Source organism: Paraburkholderia sp. SECH2 (assembly GCF_030464795.1).
Taxonomy (GTDB): Bacteria; Pseudomonadota; Gammaproteobacteria; order Burkholderiales; family Burkholderiaceae; genus Paraburkholderia; species Paraburkholderia aspalathi.
On record NZ_JALPRH010000005.1, the window covers coordinates 105,386 to 129,533 of the forward strand.

Annotated in this window: 19 protein-coding genes; 6 read left to right on the forward strand and 13 right to left on the reverse strand. The window is 62.1% G+C overall.

Going from position 1 to position 24,148, the window contains the following annotated elements:
• The 3 genes from M0D66_RS11590 to M0D66_RS11600 are packed head-to-tail and all read right to left on the reverse strand — an operon-like array spanning position 1 to position 4,649.
• Positions 1-828 carry an alpha/beta hydrolase gene (locus M0D66_RS11590; protein WP_211706674.1) on the reverse strand — a complete coding sequence of 276 codons (828 nt, stop codon included), beginning with the start codon at positions 826-828 and terminating at the stop codon, positions 1-3.
• Positions 829-885: 57 nt separating this feature from the next.
• A complete protein-coding gene (locus tag M0D66_RS11595) occupies positions 886-3,510 on the reverse strand; it encodes an AAA family ATPase (RefSeq protein WP_211706675.1) in 2,625 nt (874 codons plus the stop codon).
• A complete protein-coding gene (locus M0D66_RS11600; protein WP_211706676.1) occupies positions 3,507-4,649 on the reverse strand; it encodes a DNA repair exonuclease in 1,143 nt (380 codons plus the stop codon). The genes M0D66_RS11595 and M0D66_RS11600 overlap by 4 nt, the downstream gene beginning before the upstream one ends.
• A 194-nt stretch (positions 4,650-4,843) precedes the next feature.
• Between M0D66_RS11600 and M0D66_RS11605 the strand changes: the two genes are divergently transcribed.
• The 4 genes from M0D66_RS11605 to M0D66_RS11620 all read left to right on the forward strand — a co-directional run bounded on the left by M0D66_RS11605 (position 4,844) and on the right by M0D66_RS11620 (position 10,369).
• Positions 4,844-6,124: a DUF445 domain-containing protein gene (locus M0D66_RS11605; protein ID WP_200618833.1), complete on the forward strand. Its 1,281-nt coding sequence runs from the start codon at positions 4,844-4,846 to the stop codon at positions 6,122-6,124.
• Positions 6,125-6,260: 136 nt separating this feature from the next.
• Positions 6,261-8,213, forward strand: a complete 1,953-nt coding sequence (locus tag M0D66_RS11610) for an AI-2E family transporter (protein WP_200618832.1) — start codon at positions 6,261-6,263, stop codon at positions 8,211-8,213.
• A gap of 226 nt (positions 8,214-8,439) precedes the next feature.
• A complete protein-coding gene (locus M0D66_RS11615) occupies positions 8,440-10,158 on the forward strand; it encodes an FAD-dependent oxidoreductase (RefSeq protein ID WP_211706677.1) in 1,719 nt (572 codons plus the stop codon).
• 19 nt (positions 10,159-10,177) lie between these two features.
• The gene (locus tag M0D66_RS11620) at positions 10,178-10,369 is read left to right on the forward strand and encodes a hypothetical protein (protein ID WP_054035384.1); all 192 of its coding nucleotides are present in this window, start codon (positions 10,178-10,180) and stop codon (positions 10,367-10,369) included.
• Between the two features lie 97 nt (positions 10,370-10,466).
• On the opposite strand, the gene M0D66_RS11625 is transcribed toward M0D66_RS11620, so the two are convergent.
• From M0D66_RS11625 to M0D66_RS11635, 3 genes are read right to left on the reverse strand one after another with little or no spacing between them, the layout of a single operon-like run.
• On the reverse strand, positions 10,467-11,450 hold the full coding sequence (locus M0D66_RS11625) for a 2-dehydropantoate 2-reductase (RefSeq protein ID WP_211706678.1): 984 nt from the start codon (positions 11,448-11,450) through the stop codon (positions 10,467-10,469).
• Between the two features lie 53 nt (positions 11,451-11,503).
• Complete coding sequence (locus tag M0D66_RS11630; protein WP_211706679.1) at positions 11,504-12,295, reverse strand: class II aldolase/adducin family protein; 792 nt, start codon at positions 12,293-12,295, stop codon at positions 11,504-11,506.
• 54 nt (positions 12,296-12,349) lie between these two features.
• Complete coding sequence (locus M0D66_RS11635) at positions 12,350-13,549, reverse strand: amino acid aminotransferase (protein ID WP_211700816.1); 1,200 nt, start codon at positions 13,547-13,549, stop codon at positions 12,350-12,352.
• Positions 13,550-13,765: 216 nt separating this feature from the next.
• Between M0D66_RS11635 and M0D66_RS11640 the strand changes: the two genes are divergently transcribed.
• Entirely contained in the window at positions 13,766-14,707 is a 942-nt protein-coding gene (locus M0D66_RS11640; RefSeq protein WP_200618827.1) for a LysR family transcriptional regulator, read from the forward strand.
• Positions 14,708-14,793: 86 nt separating this feature from the next.
• Here the strand turns inward: M0D66_RS11640 and M0D66_RS11645 are convergent, their stop codons facing one another.
• The 6 genes from M0D66_RS11645 to M0D66_RS11670 form a co-directional block, all read right to left on the reverse strand.
• Positions 14,794-15,612 (reverse strand): helix-turn-helix transcriptional regulator, encoded by an 819-nt coding sequence (locus M0D66_RS11645; protein ID WP_211706680.1) that lies wholly within the window; start codon positions 15,610-15,612, stop codon positions 14,794-14,796.
• 360 nt (positions 15,613-15,972) lie between these two features.
• Positions 15,973-18,084 (reverse strand): catalase HPII, encoded by a 2,112-nt coding sequence (gene katE, locus M0D66_RS11650; protein ID WP_211706681.1) that lies wholly within the window; start codon positions 18,082-18,084, stop codon positions 15,973-15,975.
• 208 nt (positions 18,085-18,292) lie between these two features.
• Positions 18,293-19,189 carry a MipA/OmpV family protein gene (locus M0D66_RS11655; RefSeq protein WP_200618824.1) on the reverse strand — a complete coding sequence of 299 codons (897 nt, stop codon included), beginning with the start codon at positions 19,187-19,189 and terminating at the stop codon, positions 18,293-18,295.
• 430 nt (positions 19,190-19,619) lie between these two features.
• Positions 19,620-20,363 carry a peptide-methionine (S)-S-oxide reductase MsrA gene (msrA, locus tag M0D66_RS11660; protein WP_211706683.1) on the reverse strand — a complete coding sequence of 248 codons (744 nt, stop codon included), beginning with the start codon at positions 20,361-20,363 and terminating at the stop codon, positions 19,620-19,622.
• Between the two features lie 19 nt (positions 20,364-20,382).
• Positions 20,383-20,895, reverse strand: coding sequence for a peptide-methionine (R)-S-oxide reductase MsrB (gene msrB / locus M0D66_RS11665; RefSeq protein ID WP_211706684.1), 513 nt, complete (start codon positions 20,893-20,895; stop codon positions 20,383-20,385).
• A gap of 135 nt (positions 20,896-21,030) precedes the next feature.
• Positions 21,031-21,570, reverse strand: coding sequence for an Lrp/AsnC family transcriptional regulator (locus tag M0D66_RS11670; RefSeq protein WP_200618821.1), 540 nt, complete (start codon positions 21,568-21,570; stop codon positions 21,031-21,033).
• A gap of 161 nt (positions 21,571-21,731) precedes the next feature.
• On the opposite strand from M0D66_RS11670, the gene M0D66_RS11675 reads away from it, so the two are divergent.
• On the forward strand, positions 21,732-22,748 hold the full coding sequence (locus M0D66_RS11675; protein ID WP_200618820.1) for a 1-aminocyclopropane-1-carboxylate deaminase: 1,017 nt from the start codon (positions 21,732-21,734) through the stop codon (positions 22,746-22,748).
• Between the two features lie 460 nt (positions 22,749-23,208).
• Here the strand turns inward: M0D66_RS11675 and M0D66_RS11680 are convergent, their stop codons facing one another.
• A complete protein-coding gene (locus M0D66_RS11680) occupies positions 23,209-24,099 on the reverse strand; it encodes a LysR family transcriptional regulator (protein WP_093635776.1) in 891 nt (296 codons plus the stop codon).
• Positions 24,100-24,148 lie beyond the last annotated feature (49 nt).

Below are 24,148 nucleotides of genomic sequence, written 5' to 3' on the forward strand. Positions count from 1 at the left end.
TCACCTTCGCCCCATTCCCTTCACCAACGCCTCCATTTGCACCCCATCGGCCCGCGCAAGGTCCTCAAGAATCGTAAAGTGATTACACCCGGCGAGCGGCACGAACTCCACCTGCTCACCCGCTTGCCGGCACGCCGCCACGTATTCCTCTGAATGCCGAACCAGCTCCGGCAACTCGGCCGTGCCGACGCTAACAGTCATCGGCACACCTTTGCCGATGTGCCGCATCGGGCTATACGCATCGATCTCCGCCGGCGTTAGCTGCAGCTTCTCGTTGAGCCATGACATCGCAATCGGTTCCAGGTCCACCAGTGCGCTGATCGGCATGGCGTGCACGACAGACTCATGCGTGCGATAAAGCGCACTCAATTGCCCGCCCGCAGAATGCCCCGCAAGGCAAACGGGACCACGCGTGCCGAGCCCATCACGATCAGCCGCCAGCGCCGCCAGCAGCGCATCGACTTCACCGACAATCTGCGTCATCGACGCGTCCGGCGCCAACGTATATTCCGCGAGCACAACATTGAAGCCGCACCCAAGCGGCCCACTGGCGACGAACGCAAAATCTTCCTTGCTGCGCGCCTGCCAGTAGCCGCCGTGTATGAACACGAAAATCGGCGCGTCAGGCTTCCCGCACGGAAACCAGTCGAAACGTTGCCGGGGCCGCGGGCCGTACGCCACATCACGCCGACACTGCGAAGCGGCATACAACGCCGCGCTGCGCTCCTGAAAGCCGAGCATGCGCTCAGCGACGTCGGCCACTGCCGCCACGTTGTCGTAGGCCGCACGCAGTGCCGCCTGATCCATGCCGCGATAAAGTTGAGTCATGACGTTCCCGGGTCATTCAACGAAACATTCAACGAAACCAAGGCGTCCCAAGACGCCCTATGCCGCCACTTTCAAATCCTCAATCGCCCGCTGCCTGACGCCCAGATCGTCCCAAAGCTCCGGATGGCACGTGAACACCAGAATCTGATGCCGCGTAGCCGCATCGATCAGCGCGCGCTTGATCGCATCGCGCCGCGTCGCGTCGGTATGCACGGCTGCGTCGTCGAGCATGAGCAAGGTGGGCCTACCCGACGCCTTCAATAGATCCGCATACGCGAGCCGCGTCAGAATGCCGAGTTGCTCCCGCGTTCCGAAGCTCAACGCATCCAGCGTATCCGCGCGGCCATAACGATCTAGTGTTGCCGGACTCAGATCGTCGCCGAGCGCAATCGTCGACTGTGGGAAAATCCGCTTCAGATAGTGCCCGAGACGCTCGGTCAACGGCGCACGCAGCTGCGCCACCGCCGCATCGCGTTCGTCGACAAGCACTTCGTCGAGCAGACTCAAAGCGCTTGCTCGCAAGCTGAGTTCTTCTTTACGCCGCGTGGCCTGTTCGACCGAAGCGTTCACTGTCGCGAGACGCTCCCCGAGCCCAGACGCGCCAACCGTCTCAAGCTGACTGCGCAACTGCGCGATCCGCAGTTGCCGTTCGTGCTGCTCGTTGCGCGCAAGTTCCGCAGACGCCCGATAGCGTTTCGCCTCAGCCGCCGGATCGTCGAGACGCGCCGCTTCCAACTCGCGTTCGCGACCTTCAAGCTGTTTCTTCAACGCCTCGACCTGCACGCGCTGCTCGACGATTTTCGTCTGCCACTGCGCGCGGTTGCGGCAGAACGCTTCGTCGGCCAGTTGCGCTTCCTTGCGCTGGAGTTGCGCGGCGAGCGATTCCGTCGTGGCCGTAGCCGTCGAGCGCTTTTCCGCCGCTTGCGCCAATACTTTTCTGGCGGCATCCAGCGCATCGCGTGCGATGTCGGCGTTGCGGCGAGCCTCATCGAGCGGTGGCGCGGCGGAGACATCGGGCAACGCCGCAAGCCGTCCGTTAGCCGTTTGCAATCGCGCATCCGCCGAAGCCAACGCTGCCCGCAGTGCGTCGATACCCTGCGGCGCATGCACCTCAAGAATCTTCGCCTGGCTTTTCTGCTGCGCGACCAGCGTCTTCCACTGCTCGAGCCTGGCCTCGGCCTCACCCAACGACGCCACGCCCAGCACCTGCAACAACTGCGCATGCTGGGCTTCGAGCGACGCCAACTCGGACAAGCGCGCCGACAGATCGGAAACGCCCGGAATCACCCGCAATTCGCCGAGTTCGCCAAGACCGATCAGTTTCTCCTCGTCGATCCGCAGCACGCCCTCGCCGCTTACTTTCGCATCACCGACTGTGATCGTGCCATTCAACCGGTATTCGATCCGCGTCATCGCCGCTTCGGTCCGCGCACGCAGCACTGTCAATTCCGCATCGAGCGATTGGAGCCGCTTCAATTGTGCTCCGTCGATTTCGAGCGCGGCCGCTGCGCGCGTCGCCTCCAGCACGGCCTCGTTCGCCTCGCCGGCAGCCGCGATCGATGCTTCGAGCCGTTCGCTTTCTGTGCGGTGCAACGCAATCTGACTGCGCAAATCGCCCGCGGTCACCGCGGCGTTCGCCAGTTCGTACGCACGGTTGGCATCGGCAGACGCCTGCTCAAATTTCGCCACGCTCGCCTGAGCCTGCGCATGCTCGTTCTGAACCGTCGAGACATTGGCTCGTGCGGCGTCGAGTTGCTGCCGCTCGCGTGCAACGGCGGTTTCGAGTTCAGTCGCCGCCTGTTCCTGTTGCAACGAAAGCGCTAACTCCGCGTCCTTCAATTGCAGCGATTGCGCCAAGCCCTGAAGACTCCGTTCGAGTTCGGCCGCGGCATCAGCGCGCTGTTGCGCCTGCACGGCCTTCTGCTCATGAAGCTCCCATGGGCGCTTGCGTTGCGCGTCGTCGAAGGCTTCCTGCTGCGTGGCAAGCCGCACGATGTTCTCGTCGAACTGCTGACGCTGCTGCTCCAGCTCGTCGCGCTCTTCGATCAGCGCTGCCAACGCCTGTTCGGCCTCAGCCAATGGCCCGGTGGACTTCTGCGTACGCGCCGTGAGCAGATGCCGGAGCTCGCGCTGCACCGCCGCGATCAGCGCATCCTCACCCGCCGATTCATGGCCGCCCGAGAGTTGCGACAACGCATCGCGCAGATACTGCGCAGCATGTCCCGTGGAATCGCGAACCTCCTGCGTGCCGCCTTGTTGCACCCACAACAATCCGGGAACGCCGGCGTTCTCCGCCTTTAGCGGCCCACGCGCTGCACGCGAAAAACCGAGGAGCACGGCGAGCTTGTCTTCCGCTTCGTCCTCGCCGAACACCGTCTGACCGATCTTCAATTCGCAGCGCTGCCGGGTGACGAACTGCTTCGACAACCTGCACGCCGTGCCGTCCATATCGAACGTCACTTCAACCGACGGCTGCCCGCTCGCCTTGCCCCACGGCAGGAGGTCTTTCAGATGCGAAGCCTTATAGCGTTCGAGGAACACGGCCCGCACGGCTTCGGCGATCGTGCTCTTGCCGGCCTCGTTCGGGCCGGTGAACAGATTGAGTCCGGGCTGCAGATCGTCGATAACGAGCCGTCCGGTGAACTGCTTGAACTCCTGAATCGCGATGCTTTCCAGCTTCATGCGGACCTCGCTTCGCGCGGCAGTTCACGTTGAAAACGCGCCAGAAGCAATAACGCCTCGGCCGCGCGTTTGACCTGTTGCGGGTCGGACTGCGGGTCTTCCTGCAAGCCTCGCAGACGCGCCACCACCTTCGCGAGGTAGCCGCTCTGCGCGCCGAGTTCGGCGAGGTCGTCGGCGGTGGGCAGCACCTGCAGACCACTCAGATCGACACGTAGCGCACGCACGCGCGCACGGGTTTCTTCCATCGCGACGTGAATCGCTTCGGCTTCGGCCAGTGCGGTCGAGCCGCTTACGGTCACGCGCAGCACGTCGTGACTGCCTAACGCGCTGAGGCGCAGCTTGAGCGAATCGACGTCGGTCGGCACGGAGATCGTCTCTTCCCAACGATGCCATTGATATTTTCCGACTCGCACCGCTTCAACGGACGGCACGGCGCCTGGCTCGGTCAGCGTGACGTCGAGCATGAAGCCCGGATCGTTGGCGCGGAAACGGTCCTGCTCGTGCGTGCCGGCATACCAGGTGCGTTCGTCGACGCGCAAATGACCGTGCCAGTCGCCGAGCGCGAGATAGTCCAGACGCGCGCTCGCGGCACGCGTCGGCGCGATCGGGTTCGATGAATCGATGCCCTCCTGCAGAATCCCGCTGACGCTGCCATGCGCGAGTCCGATGCGGTGATAGCCGGGCGGCGTCTCCGTCGTGTCGAAGAAGCCCGTCGTGTCGTCGTAAGTGATGCGTTGCGTGAGCGGCGAGCAGAGCAACGCGCACTGGCAGGCATCGAGCGTCACCACGCCGGGTTCGAGCACGAGCTGTACGTTCGGCGCCACGCAGTTCAGGCGTTGCGCACGGGTCCAGACGCTCTCGACCAGCGCCGCATCGTGATTGCCCGGCAACATGATCCACGGCCCCGAGAACGCCTGCAGCGCGCCGAACAAGCGGCGGATCACCGTGTCCGAGACGGTCTGCAGGTCGAATACGTCGCCGGCGACCAGCACGGCGTCGACCTTGCGCGCAGCCGCTTCCTCAGCGATCCGGCGCACGGTCTCGAAGCGCGCTTCCGCGAGATGCGCGGCTTCGTCCGGCTCGAACTGACCGAATTGCGTGCCTATCTGCCAGTCCGCGGTGTGCAGAAACCTGATCACTGTGCCTCCATTCCGTTCAATTGCGTCGTCGCTCGATGTTCATTCGGCGCTCATGTTACCGCGCCTGCGGTCAAAAACTGTCCCAAGCCGGCCCCACACGGCCGGAACAGCGGCGCTACACTCCCGTTTCTGGACCAGCGTCCCGATCGCACCGCACCATTCCAATCGAATAAAACCTCGCTGCTCTGCTGCCGATGAACAAAGAAACCGAATTGAAGAAGGCCAAGCGCACCCCGCTACTGCTGCTGGCGGCCGCCGCCTGCGTTTTCCTTGTGACCGCCTTCATGCCGCGCGGCCTCTGGGTGGACGGCATCAAGGCGATAGCCGAGGCCGCCATGGTCGGCGCGCTAGCCGACTGGTTCGCCGTGGTCGCGCTGTTTCGCCGCGTGCCGATCCCGATCGTCTCCGCCCACACCGCGATCATTCCGAAGAACAAGCACAAGATCGCCGACAACCTCGCGGTGTTCGTGCAGGACAAATTTCTGGACGTGCCGTCGCTGGTCGGACTGATCCAGAAACACGACCCGGCGCAAAGCATCACCGGCTGGCTGACGAAACCGGCCAATACCGCGCGGCTGGGCGACTACGTGGTCAAACTGACCGGCGGCATTCTCGAACTGACTGACGACGTGCGTATCCAGGTCTTTATCAAGGACGCCTTGCGCGACGTGCTGGCCAAAGTCGATCTGTCGCAATCCATGGGCTCGATTCTCGACACGCTCACCAAGGACGGCCGTCATCAGGAACTGCTCGACGCCGGTATCGAACAGGTCGTGGCGCTGCTGCGCGAACCGCAGGCGCGCGAGTTTATCGCTGAGCGGATCGTCGAATGGGTGAAGGGCGAATATCCGAAGATGGAAATGATCCTACCGTCGGCGTGGCTTGGGGAAAAAGGCGCCGAGGCGATCGCCAATGCGGTGAACCGGATGCTCGAGCAGATCAGTGAGAACCCTGCTCATCAGTTGCGCCAGAAATTCGACGACGCCGCCCAGAAACTGATCGTCAAACTTAAAACCGATCCGGCATTCCTGCAGAAAGGCGAGGAATTGAAGCGTTATCTGGTGGAAGGCGAAGCGCTCAGCACGTATGTGAAGGACATGTGGGGCGAATTGCGCGCATGGCTCAAACGCGATCTGCAAAGCAGCGATTCGGCCCTGCACGCCCGGGTGATGGCGATGGGCCAGTGGGTAGGCCGCGAACTGGCGCATGACCCCGCGCTGCGCCAGTCGCTGAACGACCATCTGGAAGAAGCGGCGCGCGCCATGGCGCCGGATTTTGCCCAGTTCCTCACGCGCCACATCAGCGATACAGTGAAAAACTGGGACGCACGCGACATGTCACGGCAAATCGAGTTGAACATCGGTAAGGATTTGCAGTACATCCGCATCAACGGGACGATTGTGGGCGGCTTTATCGGCTTGCTACTGTATGCAAGCTCACAGCTGTTCGAGCTGTTGCGTTTGCACATGGGCTAGGGATACGGCCGCCGCACTACAAAGCGCCTACAATCCGGGCATATGAATTGCTCGGGCGCTTTAACCGATCGCCGCCGTTCCAGCCGCGCGAACCCTCAGTAAAAACGTCAGCGCCACAACATCGAGAAGTGTGTCCATGAAAATATCGTTACCGCCAACCGGGCGGCCGAACCGCGTATACCCACCGGGCACGCCCAGTCTGCATGGGTTGGCCTCGGTCATCACCGGCGTCGTGGTGGTCTGCGCGCTGTACTTCGCCCGCGAGGTGCTGATCCCGATCACGCTCTCCGTGCTGCTCAGCTTTCTGCTCGCACCGCTGGTGCAGGCGCTGCGGCGCTTGCACATGGGCCAGTTGCCGTCGATCTTTATCGCGGTGCTGTTCGCCCTCGCCACCCTGCTGGCAGTCGGCGGGCTGATCGGAGCACAACTGGTGCAACTGGCGGGCGATCTGCCGCAGTATCAGGCGGCGATCGAGCAAAAGATCGAGACGGTGCAGGAGAAAACCGTCGGCCGGGCCGATTCGCTGATGAGCCGCGCCGCCGCCACACTGCAACGCGTCGCGCCGACCAAGCCGAGCCCGCCGCGCCTTACCGGACGTGCAGCGCGCAACGCACCCGCTGTGCCGACGCCCGTCGAAGTGCACGAGCCGTCGCCCACGCCGATGCAACTCGCTCAACGCGCGCTGTCACCGGCCATTGCGCCGATCGAGACCACCTTTATCGTGCTGGTCGTCACGATCTTCATCCTGCTGCAGCGCGAAGACCTGCGCGACCGTTTGATCAGTCTTTTCGGTTCGCGCGATCTGCACCGCACCACCACCGCGATCAACGACGCCGCCGGGAGGTTGAGCCGCTATTTTGTCGCGCAACTGGGCGTGAATCTCAGCGCGGGCGGGATCATTGCCATCGGGCTCGCGATCATCGGCGTGCCGGGTGCGCTGCTGTTCGGCGTGATTGCCGCGTTGCTGCGCTTCGTGCCGTATATCGGCATCTGGATCGCCGCAATTCTTGCTGTGTTTCTCGCGGCCGCTATCCAGCCGCAATGGACCATGGCGGTCTATACGCTGATCCTGTTTATCGTCGTCGATGTGGTAGCCGGGCAGATCGCCGAGCCGCTGCTGTACGGTCATCGCTCGGGGCTGTCGCCACTGGCGGTGGTCGTGGCGGCGATTTTCTGGAGCTGGTTGTGGGGGCCGATCGGCCTCGTGCTGTCCACGCCGCTCACGCTGTGCGTCGTCACGCTGGGACGCTACGCGGATCGTCTGAACTTTCTCACGGTGCTGCTGGGCGACCAGCCTGCTCTCACGCCTGCGCAGAACTTCTATCAGCGGCTTCTGGCGGACGATCCGCATGAAGCCATCGTGCAGGCCGAGCGCCTGCTGCGCGAGATGTCGCTGATCGATTACTACGACAATGTCGCGCTGGAAGGCCTCAAGCTCGCGCGCAACGATGCGATGCGCGGGGTGTTGATGCCTGAGCAACTGGCGCGAATCAACGACGCACTGGTCGATATCGTCGAAAACCTGGAAATTTCCGACGGCCTGCCGGATCGCCTGTCGCGCACGGAACCGGCTGACTCCGCTGGGGCAATCTCGGCATCGGCGACGGCCGACCTTTCGGATCGGCACGACAGCCACATTTCGGCCCATCCGGCGATGCGCCATGAAACCGACAGGACCTCGGTGCTGTGCGTACCGGGACGCGGCGCATTCGATGAGGTCACCGCCGCGATCGCCGTGCAATTGCTCGGCCGGCAGGGTCTCGCGCCGATGATGGCCACGCACTCGGGCTATCGCAGCGCGCATGCCGACGAACCGAGCTTCAAGGACGCGCCGATCATCTGCATCATCTCGCTCGACGCGCCGGAATCGCCGCCGTATTTGCGCAACATGCTGCGGCGCACGCGGGAATGGCGGCCAAGGGCGACCCTGGTTGTAGGCGTGGGCGGCGCGCCGGAAAGCGGGCCGGAGACTGGGGCGACCGGCGCTTCGCACGCGGCGCCGACGTTCCGCGCGATGATCGAGGAATGCACGGTGGGAGCGAGCGTCCAGCACTCGCGCCAGGCTTCGCATCTGGCCGGGGCCGATTAGGCAATTCCGCGCGGTCTGCATTGCATTGCAAGAATCAGAAGGGCCGCAGGGGGCGTGAGCGCCCTGCGGCCTTTTCTATCGCCGGAACGCCCAGTCCTTGTACCCAAAATGAGGACAGCCACGCGCTACCCCTCCTTCATACTTCACCAATCGATTCGCACCGCCTCCAGAGAGCACTCAAGCCGCGGCGGGCAATCCATCGGCAACGAAGATCCAGGAGACACGCATGAGCCGCAGTTTCAAACCCTATCCGTTCACGCCGCGTCACTATGCGGGCGAGGTGCCGCCGCTGGTCGACGGGTGCGACCCTCAGCGGCGCGCCGTAGCGATTGTCGGGGGCGGTCCGGTCGGCATGACGCTGGCGCTTGCGCTGGCTCGCCAGGGCGTACGCTCGGTGCTGATCGAAGCCGATGACGGTGTCTGCACCGGCAGCCGCGCGATCTGCATTTCACGCCGCAGCCTGGAGATTTTCAAACGCCTCGGCGCCGTGCACGGTTTCCTGAAAAAAGGCTTGCCGTGGACGGGCGGCCGCAGCTTCTACCGCGATGCCGAAGTGTTCCGCTTCGCCATGCATCAGGACGACGAGCAATCGCTGCCGCCGATGATCAACATCGCGCAATACCAGATCGAACAGTTGCTGCTCGACGAAGTGGAACAGCATGCCGATCTGATCGACATCCGCTGGCAAACCCGCGTGACCGGTATTGAACAACATACCGGCAACGGCGCCACTGGTGCAACGCTCGACCTCAGCACCGGCGATACCGCCTGGACAATGCACGCGGATTGGGTCGTCGCATGCGACGGCGGCCGCAGCACAATTCGCGAGGCGCTCGGCCTCAAGCTCACCGGCACCACGTACGAGGGGCGCTACGTGATTGTCGATATCGAACTGGAAAGCGAGCGCGCCACCGAACGTCTCGCCTATTTCGATCCGCCCTCCAATCCCGGCTCCACCGTGCTGGTGCACAAGCAGCCCGACAACGTCTGGCGCATCGACTACCAGCTTCGCGACGATGAAGATCCCGAGGCCGCAATCAAGCCTGAGAACGTGATGCCGCGCGTGCAGAGCGTGCTGGACTCGATGGGCGAAACGGGCGAATGGTCACCGATCTGGATTACGGTCTACAGGGCCAACGCATTGACGCTCGAACGCTACCGCCACGGCTCGGTGCTGTTCGCGGGCGATGCCGCGCATCTCGTGCCGATTTTCGGCGTGCGCGGCGCGAATTCCGGCATCGACGACGCCGACAATCTCGGCTGGAAACTCGGTTGCGTCGTCAACGGCATTGCGTCGGACCGCCTGCTCGACAGCTACAGCGACGAGCGCGTGTTTGCGGCGCGTGAGAATCTGAGCTACGGCATGAAGAGCACCGAATTCATGGCGCCGCCCTCGTTCGCGTTCGACCTGATGCGCCAGGCAGTTCTCGGACTTGCCGTTCATCATCCGGCCGTGCGGCCACTGATCAATCCGCGGCAAACGCATGCGATTGCATATGCTCAATCGCCGCTCAATTGGGTCGCAGCGGCTGCATCCGGCGCGTTCGCCAAGGGTCCGGCGCCAGGCACGGTACTACCGGAGTGCCGACTTCAACGCACGCGCGACGGCGTACCCGTCGATATCCATCTCACCGATCTGCTTGGGCCATGCTTCACCGTACTTCGCTTCGGCGCGGACACGGCGCAAGACGAGGCGTGGCAGCAATTGCACCATGCGCTCGCCGAACACGGCATCCCGTTCAAGGCGATCACGCTGGTCACAGGCGATGCACCGCGCGCGACCGTCCCGCACGTAGTCGATCCGGCGGGACGCTTGCATGAGATGCTCGATGCCACGCCGGGCACCGTCTATCTGATCAGGCCAGACGGTCATGTGCTCGCCCGCTGGCGCAACGGCAACGCGACGGACGTGCAAAGCGCCGTGACGGCCAGTCTGACGAATTGACGCAAGAGGAACCCACACCATGACCGATAGCGAACTCGACCTCGTCTACACGACGCTCTGCAAGACACTGACCGCTGAAGGCGAAGCGCAAGCGTCCTTATATCTGGCCCGTCTTGCGCTACTGTGCATGACGGAACTCGGCGATACGCAGCGAGCGCTGTCGTTGATCGAAGCGGCGAAGCTGCCGGCCTCTTCCGCCGTGACTGCTTGATGCGGCAAGCCCTTTAAATAACGCGCGAAACATAAGACGAAAAAAACCGCCCCGTTGATCACATGGGGCGGCTTCTTTTCGGAGGTCGTCGCAACCTTCACTGCCGCGGATACAACCCCAACGTACTCGCGTGCAAGCGCGCGAGCCCGAGCAATGCATCCGTGTAGGGAGTCGGCACGTCGGTGAGCTGCCCCAATTCACGCACCGCAGCCACCAGCGCGTCGAGTTCGACCGCCTTGGCGGCTTGTACATCCTGCAGCATCGAGGTTTTCATCGCGCCCAGTTTGAGCGTGACCTCGTGACGATCCGCCGGCGCCTGTTCGATAGGAATACCGAAGCGCGCGCCGATCTCCTTCGCTTCCAGCATGATGCTCGTGACAAAATTGCGCACCAGTTCGTCGCTGAGAATCCGGTCGGTGGTCGCACCGGTGATGGCGCTGATCGGATTCATCGTCATGTTGCCCCACAGCTTGTACCAGACGTCGCGCTGAATCTGCTCCGACATCGACGCGTTGAAGCCCGCTGCGGCCAGCGCGGCGGTGAGCGTTTTGACGCGCTCACTCGCTTGCCCCGACGCTTCGCCGACGATCAGCCCATTGCCCTGGTGATGCCTGATGACGCCCGGCGCCTCGATCAGACAACTGGCATGGACCACGCAGCCCACGGTCTGCGCGGTCGGAATCGCGGCGGCGATCGCACCGTCAGGATCGATCGACTTCAGCCGCTTGCCGGCAAAATCACGGCCGAGCCCGTCGCAGAACCACCATGGCACGCCGTTCATGGCTGTCAGCACAATCGTCTGCGGGCCGAGCAGCGGCGCAATATGCGCGGCCACCGACGCCATCGCGGGACCCTTGACCGCCACCACGACGAGGTCCTGCACGCCGAGATCCAGCGGCTGTTCACTTGCCGTCACCTTCACCGCATGGGTCACGCCGCCTTCGATCAGACGCAAGCCGTGCTGCTGCAACGCGCCGAGTGTCGCGCCGCGCGCCACCACGCTCACGTCGTGGCCGGCCTGCGCGAACTTCACCCCCATCCAGCCGCCGATCGCGCCGGCACCGTAAATACCTACTTTCATTGCTTCAATCCTTGCGTTAATCCCTGGGTCAATCTTTCGGCTCAATGTCCGCATTAATCCTTGTAGCTCGTGTCGATGCGATCCACGCGCCGCACCAGCGCATCGAATAGATCCTGCCCCGCACCGTGACGCGGATCGAATTGCAAGGAGTCGCGCGAGCAACGGATCGCCACGTCCTCCGGCACCGGCCGCGCGCGGCCCATCGAAAACGTGGCCATCTGGATTTCGCACGCGCGGTTGAGCGTCCACAGAATAGCGAAAGTCTGCGGCAAGGTGTGGCCCCATGCCAGCAGGCCATGATTGCGCAGGATCACCGCTTGCCTGTTGCCGATATGTTCGAGCAGACGCGGCCCTTCCTCCGCATGCACCGTGATGCCCTCGAAGTCGTGATACGCAATGCGGTCATGCAACTGCGCGCTATAGAAGTTGGTTTGCTCCAGGCCGTTTTCGAGGCAGGCTACCGCGACGCCGGCCGTGGTGTGCGTGTGCATCACGCAGTGCGCATCAGCCAGGCCTTCGTGAATCGCCGCATGGACGACGAAACCTGCAGGGTTCACCGGATACGGCGAGTTGTCGAGCACGCGGCCTTGCGCGTCGATCTTCACGAGATTGCTCGCCGTCACTTCGCTGTAGTGCAGGCCGAACGGATTGATCAGGAAGTGGCGCTCGCCGCTGCTCACGCTCGACGGCACACGCAGCGTGATGTGGTTGTAGATCATCTCGGTCCAGCCGAGCATGTCGAAGATGCGATAGCACGCGGCCAGTTGCACGCGCGCCTGCCATTCGTCGGGGTGCATCGCGGCGGCCTTCGCTGGGCTCGCCGCTTGCATTTCAAGAGTCGTCATCAGGGTCTCCGTATTTATCGTTCGTTATCGTCAAGCCGTTGCGAATGGCAGCCGTTATGCGCCCGCCACTACCGACGCGATTGACGACGCCACATAGTCGGCGTTGCGCGCATTCAATCCGGCGACGCACATGCGTCCCGAACGCAGCACATACACAGCGTGTTCGCTGCGCAAACGCTCGACCTGGGCTTCGCTCAAACCCGTGTACGTGAACATGCCGCGCTGCGCAACGTAACGTGCGCGCATCACTTCATCGACACGGCCTGCGAGGCCTTCGTGAATCGTGCCGCGCATGGCGAGAATCCGTTCGCGCATGGTGGCGAGTTCCGCTTCCCACGAGGCACGCAAGGATGCGTCGGACAGCACGTTGGCGACGAGGCGCGCGCCATGCGTCGGCGGATTGCTGTAGTTGGCGCGCACCGTCGACATCAATTGACCGAGCACGCGAGCTGCTTCCTCCTTGCTCTTGCACACCACGCTCAACGCACCGCAGCGCTCGCCATACAGCGAGAAGTTCTTCGAAAACGAATTCGCGGCGATCAAGGGCACGCCCGCATCGGCGAGCAGGCGCACGCAGGCGGCGTCCTCTTCAAGACCTGCGCCGAAACCCTGATACGCCATGTCGACAAACGCAATCAGTTTGCGGCGCTGCAATACCGGCACCAATTCTGCCCATTGCGCCGGACTCAGATCGACGCCGGTCGGGTTGTGGCAGCACGCGTGCAGCAGCACGACGCTCTGTTCCGGCAAGCGGCTGATCGTGTCGAGCATGTCAGCGAAACGCAAGCCGCCGGTGTGTTCGTCGTAATACGGATACGTGTTGACCGTGAGGCCCGCGCCTTCGAATACCACACGATGGTTTTCCCAACTCGGATCGCTAATCCAGATCTGCGAGGCCGGGAAATAACGTTTCAGAAAATCCGCGCCGACTTTCAGCGCACCCGAACCACCGATGGTCTGCAAGGTCGCGATCCGACCCGCCGCACGCGCTTCGTTGTCCGCGCCGAACACCAGCGCCTGTGCTGCGTCGCGGTAAAGCGGCAGGCCCGCCATCGGTAGGTAGGAGCGCGGGCCGATCGAATCGAGCAGCGCGGTTTCGGCGCGCCGCACGGCGTCCATCACCGGCAGCTTGCCGGCGTCGTCGAAATAGATGCCGATGCTCAGGTTGACCTTGTTGGGTCGCGGATCGAGTTGAAAATCCTCGTTCAGGCTCAGGATCGGGTCGCCCGGATAGGCGGGAATGTGGTCGAACATGGCAATTCCTTGAGTGGAGCCCTGCATACGGCTTGATTGCGGCCTGCGTATACCCTGAGTGTGGACTGTTGCAGGCTGGTCGTAGCAGCTTGGGCGAGTCGGAAGTCTAAGCGGGTTTCCAGCTTCGCGTCGATCGGGACAAGTGTCGATCAATGGCACGCTATCTACAATCAATCGATTTTTCACCATTCGTAAGTTTTTCTTTAGAATCGCCTGATGCCACTCACACGCGTCACCATCCGTCAGTTCGAAGCGTTTCTCGCCATCGTCGATTTGCACAGCATCGGCGCGGCGGCGGAACGACTCGGGCTGACCTCGTCAGCGGTCAGCCAGTTACTGGCCGAACTGGAAACGGAACTGGGCTTTCGCCTCTTCGACCGTACGACTCGGCGCGTCAATCTGTCGAGCGCGGGGCAGGATTTCCTGTCGTCGGCCGAATCGGTGTTGCGCTATGTGCGCGCCGCCGCCCAGTCCGCCGACGACATCCGCAATCGCGCGGCCGGGATCGTGCGAGTCGGCGCGCCGCTGGTGCTCGCGGCGACCGCGCTGCCGGTAGCCATCGCCGAATATGCGCGCGACAAACCGAAGGTGGTTGTGCGCATTTGCGACACCGTGGTCGAACAGTTGGTGGAGCGAGTGGAAAGCGGCGACGTGGATCTCGCGATCGGCCCGGATCGTCAGAGCGGCACGCGGGTGCGTTGCGATCCGGCCTTCGCGAGCCCATGGGTGATGTGGTGCGCGCCGACGCATCCGTTGAGCACGCGGCGCCGGGTGCAGTGGCAGCACCTGCGCGGCGTGCCCATTGTTGCCACCGGCCGCGACCACGAGCGTGCGGTCGAACAGATGCTGGCTAATCTGCCGGCGGAGGCGCGCATCATTCCGGTGGATGTGGTGGACAACGTTACGACAGCGTTCGGGCTGGCGTCACAGGGGCTTGCCGTGACACTCGCGCCCGCCTATGTCGCGCCGCTTGCGCGAACCTTTGGCCTCGTGATGAAGCGGATCGTGGATCCTGAAACGATCCGTGAAGTGTGTGTGTATCGTTCGACCGAACGTGCACTGTCACCGCCCGCAGATGGTTTCGCGGAATTCATCATGCCTTGGTTGAAGCGCTGGGATCGCGAGACGCAGGTGGATGCGCGGGCAAAGCGCGGATGATCTTTGGTGCGAGTTCCACGGCACCTCGGCAGTTCTTCTTCGGCCGTCTCGCGATTAATCTACGGCTGCAATTTAAGCGCGCCGGCTCAAGACCGCTCAGGCTGCAAACATAGCGCGAACAACTGGCGCTGGCTGGAAATCCCCAACCGCGCGTAAGCACGCTTCTGATACGTAATCACGCTGGTAGCCTTGACGCCCATTTGCTCGGCGATCTCGGCCGCGCTTGCGCCTTCGAGCGTGCCGCGCAGCACGTCGATCTCGCGCGGTGTCAGCGCCGGGCAGGCACGTCTGACCCGTGCCAGCATCGCGGCTGCCGCGCCTTGCTGATGCTGCCCATTGAGCGCGTAATGGGTTTTTGCAGCGTGCGCAAACAGATGCGCCATGCTTTCCACATGCTCCAGTTCGCCTGGCTGAAACATGCCGTATGCGCTGTCACGATACAGATTGATCGACAGCCAGACGCTTTCCATGGGTTGCAAAAGCAACGACAAGCGGTCGGACACGTTGGGCTGCGCGTAGCAGGCCGCGCGGTAGGCTTCGTTTTCGATTTCTTCGCTTTGCTGCTGATGCAGCACTAACGCCTCGCGCGCCTGCTTCGCTTGCGAGTCGCCGACGATGGCGCGGTTTCCGTCGAGCGCATAGAAGTGCGTGGCGTAGCGATCGGCGACATCGCGCAGGAACCGGCCGCCGCGATGGTCGGCGGCGGAGACGGTGCGCGGTCTCGCGTCGAATTCGTACGCGAAAATCGTGCACTGCGACACGGGAAGCGTGTCGCCAACCGTCTTCAGAATGCTTGCAGCAAGCGCGTCCGGATCGTCATGTGAGATCGACATGACGAGGTCGGTCACACGCGAGGTGTTGATGTGCCCGCTACGGGCCGATGTGGATATGCGCCAGGAACGCATGATGATGGCAAGGTCACGCTACGTGGAGTTTGGTCTGGCAAGCGTAGCACAATGAAGCATCGCACTTGATGCTGCGTTGCCTTCACGGCGAAATCCGCTCACGCCGCCGAGTCCTCCCAAACCCTTCGGCCGGCGATAAAACTACAACGCTCCCAACTTGACAGCAAGGAAATCGACCTTGCCTGCCTCGACCCATTCCCGAATCTGCCAGAGGGCCACGATCCTGCGTGCGGCAGTTCGCGCGGGTCAGGAAGTCTCGGGAGCGAGTCCGGTTATTCAGCACGCAAAAAAACTGGCCGGTTCGCCCCGGCCAGTTCTGCTTGATCAATCCGATTGCTTGACCCTTGCCCCTTGCTGCGGCTACGCCGGCACCGTCTCCGCCTGGGCGGCACGCGACCACACGCGATGCTGTTCGGCCACCTTGATGAAGGTCTTCAGCACCTCGGCAGCCTGCTTGTCGTCGCCGGTTGCCACACCATCGGCATTGGCTGGCAAGTGAGCTGCAGTCAACACGTCACGCCCCGCACCGATGGCCGCAATCGCCTTCAGGTGCTTGAACGCTTCGAGCACGAAATGCCGTGCGTCGCCCGATTGCGCCAGCTTCTTCGCGCCCGCCTCACCACCCACCACGATCACCGCATCGAACATGATCGACGGCAAGCCGGCAATCGTTGCGTCCGGCGCCATACCGTCGATGGCAGCAAGGTTCGGTGCGATCAACATCGGCGCTGCACCCTCGGCCTGCAGCACCTGTTGCAGCTTTTTGATCGCGGCACCATCGGAACCCGGCGCAGCCAGCAAAGCAATCTTGCAGGTCTTGATGCCGGGCTTCACGCGATTGAGCAGACTGAGTGCAGCCGACGCTTTGGTCCCCTTGAGCTTCGCCGTGCCTTTCTTCGGCGCGGGCAAGCCGAGACCATCGGCCACCTTCGCGGCAAGCCCCGCATCGAAATTGGCCAGAATCTCGTTGACCACACGCGCGCGAATCTCCGGCTTGGTGACCTTGCCGAGTTCGAACTGGTAAGCCGCGGCGATATGGTCTTTCTCTGGCTCCGACATGCTGTTGTAGAACATTGCGGCCTGCGAGAAATGATCGGCGAACGACTCGCTACGCACGCGAATCTTGTTGCCTTCCACACGCTCCGGATAGCTTTCGAAGCCACCATCCGCCGGCGCCGGATCGGTTTCCTTCGGCCAACCGCCACTCACCGAATTCGGCTCGTACGAGGCCTGCCCGACGTTGATCGTCTGGCGGTGCATCGCATCGCGCTGATTATTATGGAACGGACATACCGGCCGGTTAATCGGAATCTCGTGGAAATTCGGCCCGCCGAGGCGGCTGATCTGCGTGTCGGTGTACGAGAACAAACGACCTTGCAACAGCGGATCGTTCGAGAAGTCGAGACCCGGCACGATGTGGCCCGGATGAAACGCAACCTGCTCGGTTTCGGCGAAGAAATTGTCCGGATTGCGATTGAGCGTCATCTTGCCGATGATCTTCACCGGCACCAGTTCTTCCGGAATCAGCTTGGTCGGATCGAGCAGGTCAAAGTCGAACTTGTGCTCATCTTTTTCCTCGACGATCTGCACGCCGAGCTCGAACTCGGGGAAGTCGCCTCGTTCAATCGATTCCCACAAGTCGCGCCTGTGGAAATCCGGATCCTTGCCGGCGAGCTTCTGCGCTTCGTCCCACAGCAGCGAATACGAGCCCAGCACCGGGCGCCAGTGGAATTTGACGAAACGCCCCTTGCCTTGCGCATTCACGAAGCGGAACGTGTGAATGCCAAAGCCTTCCATGGTGCGAAGGCTGCGCGGAATCGCGCGGTCCGACATGGTCCACAGGACCATATGCGCGGACTCCGGCACGAGCGACACGAAGTCCCAGAAGGTATCGTGCGCGGAGCCGCCGGTCGGCATTTCATTCGGCGCTTCTGGTTTTACCGCATGCACGAAGTCCGGAAACTTGATGGCGTCCTGAATGAAGAAGACCGGCATGTTGTTGCCGACCAGATCGTAATTGCCTTCCTGTGTGTAGAACTTCACCGCGAAGCCGCGCACGTCGCGCACGGTATCGGCCGAACCGCGCGGGCCCTGCACCGTCGAGAAACGGACATAGACCGGCGTCTGCTCGTTCGGGTTCTGCAGGAATGCAGCTTTGGTGTACTCGCTCATCGACTCGTACACCTGGAACACACCATGGGCTGCCGAGCCTCGCGCATGAACGATGCGCTCGGGGATACGTTCGTGGTCGAAGTGCGTGATCTTCTCACGCATGATGAAATCTTCAAGCAGCGAGGGGCCGCGCGGACCGGCGCGCAAGGTGTTCTGATTATCGGCGATCTTCACGCCCTGATTGGTTCGCAGCGCCTCACCTTCGGGACTGACTCGAAACTGTTCGAGATCCTTCGACTTCGGATCGTTGGCGTGTCCGGGTTTCACTGCGGGCTTCCGTGTATTCGTTTTTCCTGCCATGAGATCTGCTCCTTGCGTTCGGGCGCGCCGGGGAATGTCCGGTTTAACGCACCCGAAGAAGGCAGCAAGCGATGTACCCGCGAACATTCAATCGCGGTTTGGATTTGCTGCTGGATCAGACTGATGACTGATGGACTAAAGAAGCGGCGCGCCTGAATCACGCGCCTGCGTCCATGCGGTCAATGTCGTCAAATAGAGAACCGCTGCGTCAGAAGCGATAGTTGATAGAGATGTCGGCCACGCCGGTGGCCCTGGTGTGTGTAATCGGACTATTGCCCGCACTGCCGACCAGTTGTTCGAATGCGCCGTCGGCAGTGGCGAACCAGTGCTTGTCGAACAGCCACACCGCGCTAATGCCGAAACCCACCGACTTGAAACCGGCACTCGCGTGATACTGCGAATATTGCGAGTGCGCCGCCTGGTTCTGATTCACACCGTACCAACTGTTCATGTAAGTGGAGTCCGCGAGCGTCACGTTCGGCCCGGCGAACCAGAAGAATTTTTTGGTGCTGCCCGGCATCGGCATATAGGCGCCCAGATCGCCGATCCAGCCGTTCGAGCCGCCGAAATAGCGTCGCACGTCGGCGCGTAGCACGAGCGGGAAATCTTTCGACACGACGTATTCGCCGGAGAGTTTGACGCCCGGCGCCGGGTTGATGTTGCCGAGGCCGTTCAACTCCTGCGGATCGTCGTGCGCACGACGTCCGAGATCGTAGACGGCCGCGAGACTCGCGCGCCAGTTTTGCCCCTGCGCGAAGTTAACCCCGAGGCCTTCACCGCTCGAAAAGAAGAACAGATCCTTGTAGCGCACGTCGATGCTCGGACCGGCCATCACGTGATACCGGTCGGAGCCCTCGTAACGCGGCTGGAACGATGTCGCCGCGCCGACGCGCAGCTGCCAGTCCGGAATGTCGGGCTGCCACATCTTCTGCAGCGGAATGCCCACGGAGTACTGCCATTCGCCCAATGGCGAGGGGGTTTGGGCGAAGGCCGAACCCGGCAGAATGCCAATACCGCCGAGGGTCACGGCGACCAGCGATGTTGCCGCGATGCTTGTTTGTTTGTTGCGGATCTTGCCGATCCGCTTTCTACGGCTGATCAACACCAGAAGCCTCCGTTTCTCGCGTATCGCGAAGAGGTTTATGTTCTCGCCCGAAGTCCACAACGGATTGGACACCATTCGGGCAACCGCCGCATTGCTACGCACGGCATGTAATTTTTTCAGCAAACGACACACCTTGCCCAGCAAAACGCACCATTCGGTCCTGATGCCGCCCCGTCAATGGGGCAATTGTATGAACAGATGCGTGCGAAAGATTTGCCGACGCACGCTGCTGTGCAAAATGCGGGCCTGGTCGCTGGGGAGCCAACTCTGATCGGAGAAACGGAAGGACAGACCGACGGACGCTGGCAAGCATGCCGTGGCGATGATGACAGGCAGAATACAACCACAAAAAAAGAGTGGCCGGCGCCGCGCGATGCGGCGCCGGCAAGTTCAGCGAGGGAAGATAGCCGCCGGCGTGGCGCTCGCCCTGTTACTGCGCCGCTTCGACCAGCACCGCCTTGTCGCGATAGAGATTCGGAAACAGACGCTTCAGGTTGGCGACCTTCGGCATGTCGTTGATAGTGATATACGCCGAGTTTGGATGCAAGGTCAGGTAGTTCTGATGGTAGGACTCAGCCGGATAGAAGCCTTTGAACGGTTCCGTTTTCGTGACGATCGGCGCCGGAAAGGCATGCGCCTTCTCGAGTTGCGCGATATAGCTTTGCGCGACGTGCCGCTGCGTGTCATTCAATGGGAACACGGCCGAGCGGTATTGCGTGCCGCTGTCCGGCCCCTGGCGATTCAACTCGGTCGGGTCCTGAATCACCGAGAAGTAGACCTGCAGTAACTGCCCGTAGGTGACCTTGGTGGGGTCGAACGTGACCTGCACGGATTCCGCGTGGCCGGTTTCGCCGCCACTGACGGTCTCGTACTGTGCGGTATCGCGCTGACCGCCCGAATAGCCCGATACCGCCTTTGTGACGCCTCGCACGTGCTGGAACACGCCCTGCACGCCCCAGAAACAGCCGCCCGCGAACACGGCGGTCTCTTCGTGTGCGGTCGTGGCGGAGATTGGTTCGTCGACCGCGGGCGGCGCAATGACAACCCCGGCTTCCGACGAGAATGCCATGCGCTGCGCCAGCAGCAGCGCAAGCGCGCCAAGTCCGACCGAAAGCGCTATAGCCGCCCCGCGCGAGCGGGCCGGTTTGCCGGTGATGCGTTTTTCGATGTTCATGATGTCCGTCCTGATTCGATCAACTCGTGCCGTGCGCGGCAGGCGTAAAAGTCAACGCGAGGCCGTTCATGCAATAGCGCAGGCCGGTTGGTTTGGGGCCGTCGTCGAATACGTGACCCAGATGACCGCCGCAGCGCCGACACAGTACTTCGTCGCGCGTCATGCCGAACGATTTGTCGGTATGCGTGATGACCGCGTGATCCATCGGCTGCCAGAAACTCGGCCAGCCGGTGCCGCTATCGAACTTTGTTTTCGACGAAAATAGCGGCAGCGCGCAACCGGCGCACGCGAATGTGCCGACGCGGTGCTCGTCGTTCAGCGGGCTGCTGAATGGGCGCTCCGTGCCCGCTTCGCGCAACACGCGGAATTGCGCGTCCGTGAGCAGCTTGTGCCATTCGGCGTCGCTGTGCGCAACCTCGTAGGCCGCCGCTGTGCCCAACTCTGCCGCGCCTCCCGTACGCCATGCCGCGGTGCCGCCGGCGAGCGACGCCGCGCCGATTAACCTGAAGAATGTCCGTCTGTTGCAAGCCATGATGATCGCCCCGGAAAGTCCGTACCGCCCACCCGCTCAGGCACTAAGCGCGTCGCCCGCGAGTGGTCCCGACACTTAGTCGTCCGGCAAGGGGATTTATGACAGCATGCGCGTCTTTTAACTTGGCGGCAGCGACTACAGCGGAAATTTGGTGGTCGACAGGATTTCCTTGAGTACCATAAACGAGCGGATTTGCCGGACGCCCGGCAAATAGAGCAACTGTTCCGCATGCAGACGATTGAAGCTGTCGCTATCGCGCGTGCGGATCGTCATGAAATAGTCGAACTCGCCGGTCACGACGTGGCATTCCATGCATCCCGCCACCTTCTGCGCCGCTTTTTCGAACTCGGCAAACGACTCCGGCGTGGAGCGATCCAGCACCACGCCGATGATGACCAGCATGCCCGCCCCGGCCGCCTTCGGGTCGATTAACGCGACGACGCCGCGAATCAGCCCCGATTCCTTCAGCCGCTCGACGCGCCGCAGACATGCCGGCGCACTCAGTTTGACTTTGGCGGCGAGCGCGACGTTCGAGATCGACGCGTCGGTTTGCAGTTGACGCAGGATCGCCCGGTCGATGCGATCGAGCGCGTGAAGCGGATCGGCTTCCGCGGATGAAGCGGCGGCAACTGCGGCGGCAGTCATCGGTGCCTTACGAACTTTTGTTGCGTTCATTGATTCCTGCCTGGCTGTTTATTAAGTCATTTTTGAGTGCGTCGCTCTAAAAGTAGGCGGAACAGAATTTATTTGCAAGCTCATTTCTAGCGCTTTTCCCTACCATTTGTTGTAACGCGACTGCTTGTTGCTCGCGTCAAACCTACAAATTCGGAGCTGCCATGAACCTGCAACGTTTCCCTCGCTACCCGCTGACTTTCGGGCCCACGCCGATCCAACCGCTGAAGCGTTTGAGCGACCACCTGGGCGGCAAGGTGCACCTATATGCGAAGCGCGAGGACTGCAACAGCGGCTTTGCCTTCGGCGGCAACAAGACACGCAAGCTGGAGTATCTGATTCCCGAGGCGTTGGCGCAGGGTTGCGACACGCTGGTGTCGATTGGCGGCATCCAGTCGAACCAAACCCGCCAGGTGGCGGCCGTTGCGGCGCATCTGGGGATGAAGTGCGTGCTGGTGCAGGAGAACTGGGTCAACTATTCGGACGCCGTATACGACCGGGTCGGCAACATCCAGATGTCGCGCATTCTGGGCGCGGACGTCCGCCTGGTTGCAGACGGCTTCGACATTGGCTTTCGCAAGAGCTGGGAAGATGCACTGGAGAGCGTGCGCGCCGCCGGCGGCAAGCCCTACCCGATCCCGGCCGGTTGTTCCGACCATCCGCTGGGCGGCCTCGGCTTCGTCGGCTTTGCCGAAGAAGTCCGTCAACAGGAAGCCGAACTGGGCTTCAAATTCGACTACATCGTGGTGTGCTCCGTGACCGGCAGCACCCAGGCCGGCATGGTAGTGGGCTTCGCCGCCGACGGCCGCGCGGACCGAGTGATCGGCATCGACGCATCCGCAAAACCGGCGCAAACGCGTGAGCAGATCACCCGAATCGCCAGGCAGACCGCCGAAAAAGTCGGCCTGGAGCGCGACATCACGAGCAAGGACGTGGTCCTGGACGAACGCTACGCCGGCCCCGAATACGGCCTGCCGAACGAAGGGACCCTGGAAGCGATCCGCCTATGTGCGCGCCTCGAAGGCGTGCTGACCGACCCCGTGTACGAGGGCAAATCGATGCACGGCATGATCGACATGGTCCGAAACGGCGAATTCCCGGAAGGCTCACGAGTGCTGTACGCGCACTTGGGCGGCGTGCCGGCGTTGAACGGTTACAGCTTCATTTTCCGGAACGGCTAAGCGGCGGTAGGCTTGGGAGTGGCGGACGGCGGCGGCGGCAGCGGGCGGCAGCGGGCGGTGATTAGTCTGCCGTGACAAGGTCCGCCGCTGCTCCGCGAAGTGTCGCTGATCAGTGGCGAAGCCGGGGACTGAAACGCAGCGATCGGTTTTATGAATTACTCTTCGGCGCGCGCAGCGCCGCCGGAAGTATGACGCCCTTGTCACAAGCTTATGCAGGGGCACGAACACAGATTCCAGATGCACCACTACCCCTAGCAGACCACGGTGCCCACTTAGCAGGGGCTTCTAGCCGCTTTCTTTGCTTATCTTTCTTTGCGGCGGCAAAGAAAGTAAGTGCCGCCCCGCACAGGGGCAACGCTAATAGACCACTAACAAAACAAGGAAAGGCACGAAAGCCAGAACAAGGAAAGGCCAAAGCCCCAGGCACACAGACAAACAAGCGCCGCGCCGGCAAAAAACATCAACCCATCAACCTCTTCCTCAAACTCTCCCGCAAAAACTCAACAAAAACCCGAATACTGACAGAGCTCTGCCGATGCTGCGGATAGACAGCATAAACAGTAGTCGCCGAAGGCAAGAACTCCTCGAGAACAGTCACAAGCAACCCACTCCCCACCGCCTCAGCAACAATAAAATCAGGAAGCCGAACAATCCCCAACCCAGCCACAGCCGCATCGCGAACCAACTCCCCATTATTAGCCCGAAGCGGCCCACTAACCTCGACTCCCTTAGAAACCCCATCAACAACAAAATCCCAACTCACAACCCCACCATGCCCATACAACAGACATGAGTGCCGCGCAAGATCAGCAGGCACAACCGGCGCCCCCCGCCTCCGCACATACCCAGGACTACAACACACCACCATCCTGACATCCACAAGCTTCTGCGCAATCAAAGTGGAATCCGGCAACGCGCCAATCCGAATCGCCATATCGAACCCCTCGCCGACCACATCGACAGTACGATCGCTCAACTCCATATCGAAGCGCACATCTGCATGCTCGCGCAGAAAGCTCGCCACCAATGGCGACAGATGCATCATCCCAAACGACATCGGCGCACTAACCCGCAAGAGCCCGCGCGGCCCGGCGCGCCGCAACGACATCGCCTGCTCGGCGTCTTCCACCTCACCCAGAATGCGCCGCGCACGCTCATAAAACTCTTGCCCGAGTTCGGTCACAGCCAACTTGCGCGTATTGCGGATCAGCAGTTGCACGCCGAGCGCCTCTTCCAGCGCCATAACGCGCCGGCTGACGAACTGCTTCGACAGCGCCAGCCGTTTTGCTGCGGCGGTGAAGTTATGGGCGTCGACCGTGGCGACAAAGATCCGCATATCATCGAGTTGCATCGTATTGTCCACCTTACGGAGACAGTGTTTCCTATATACATCCGATTAT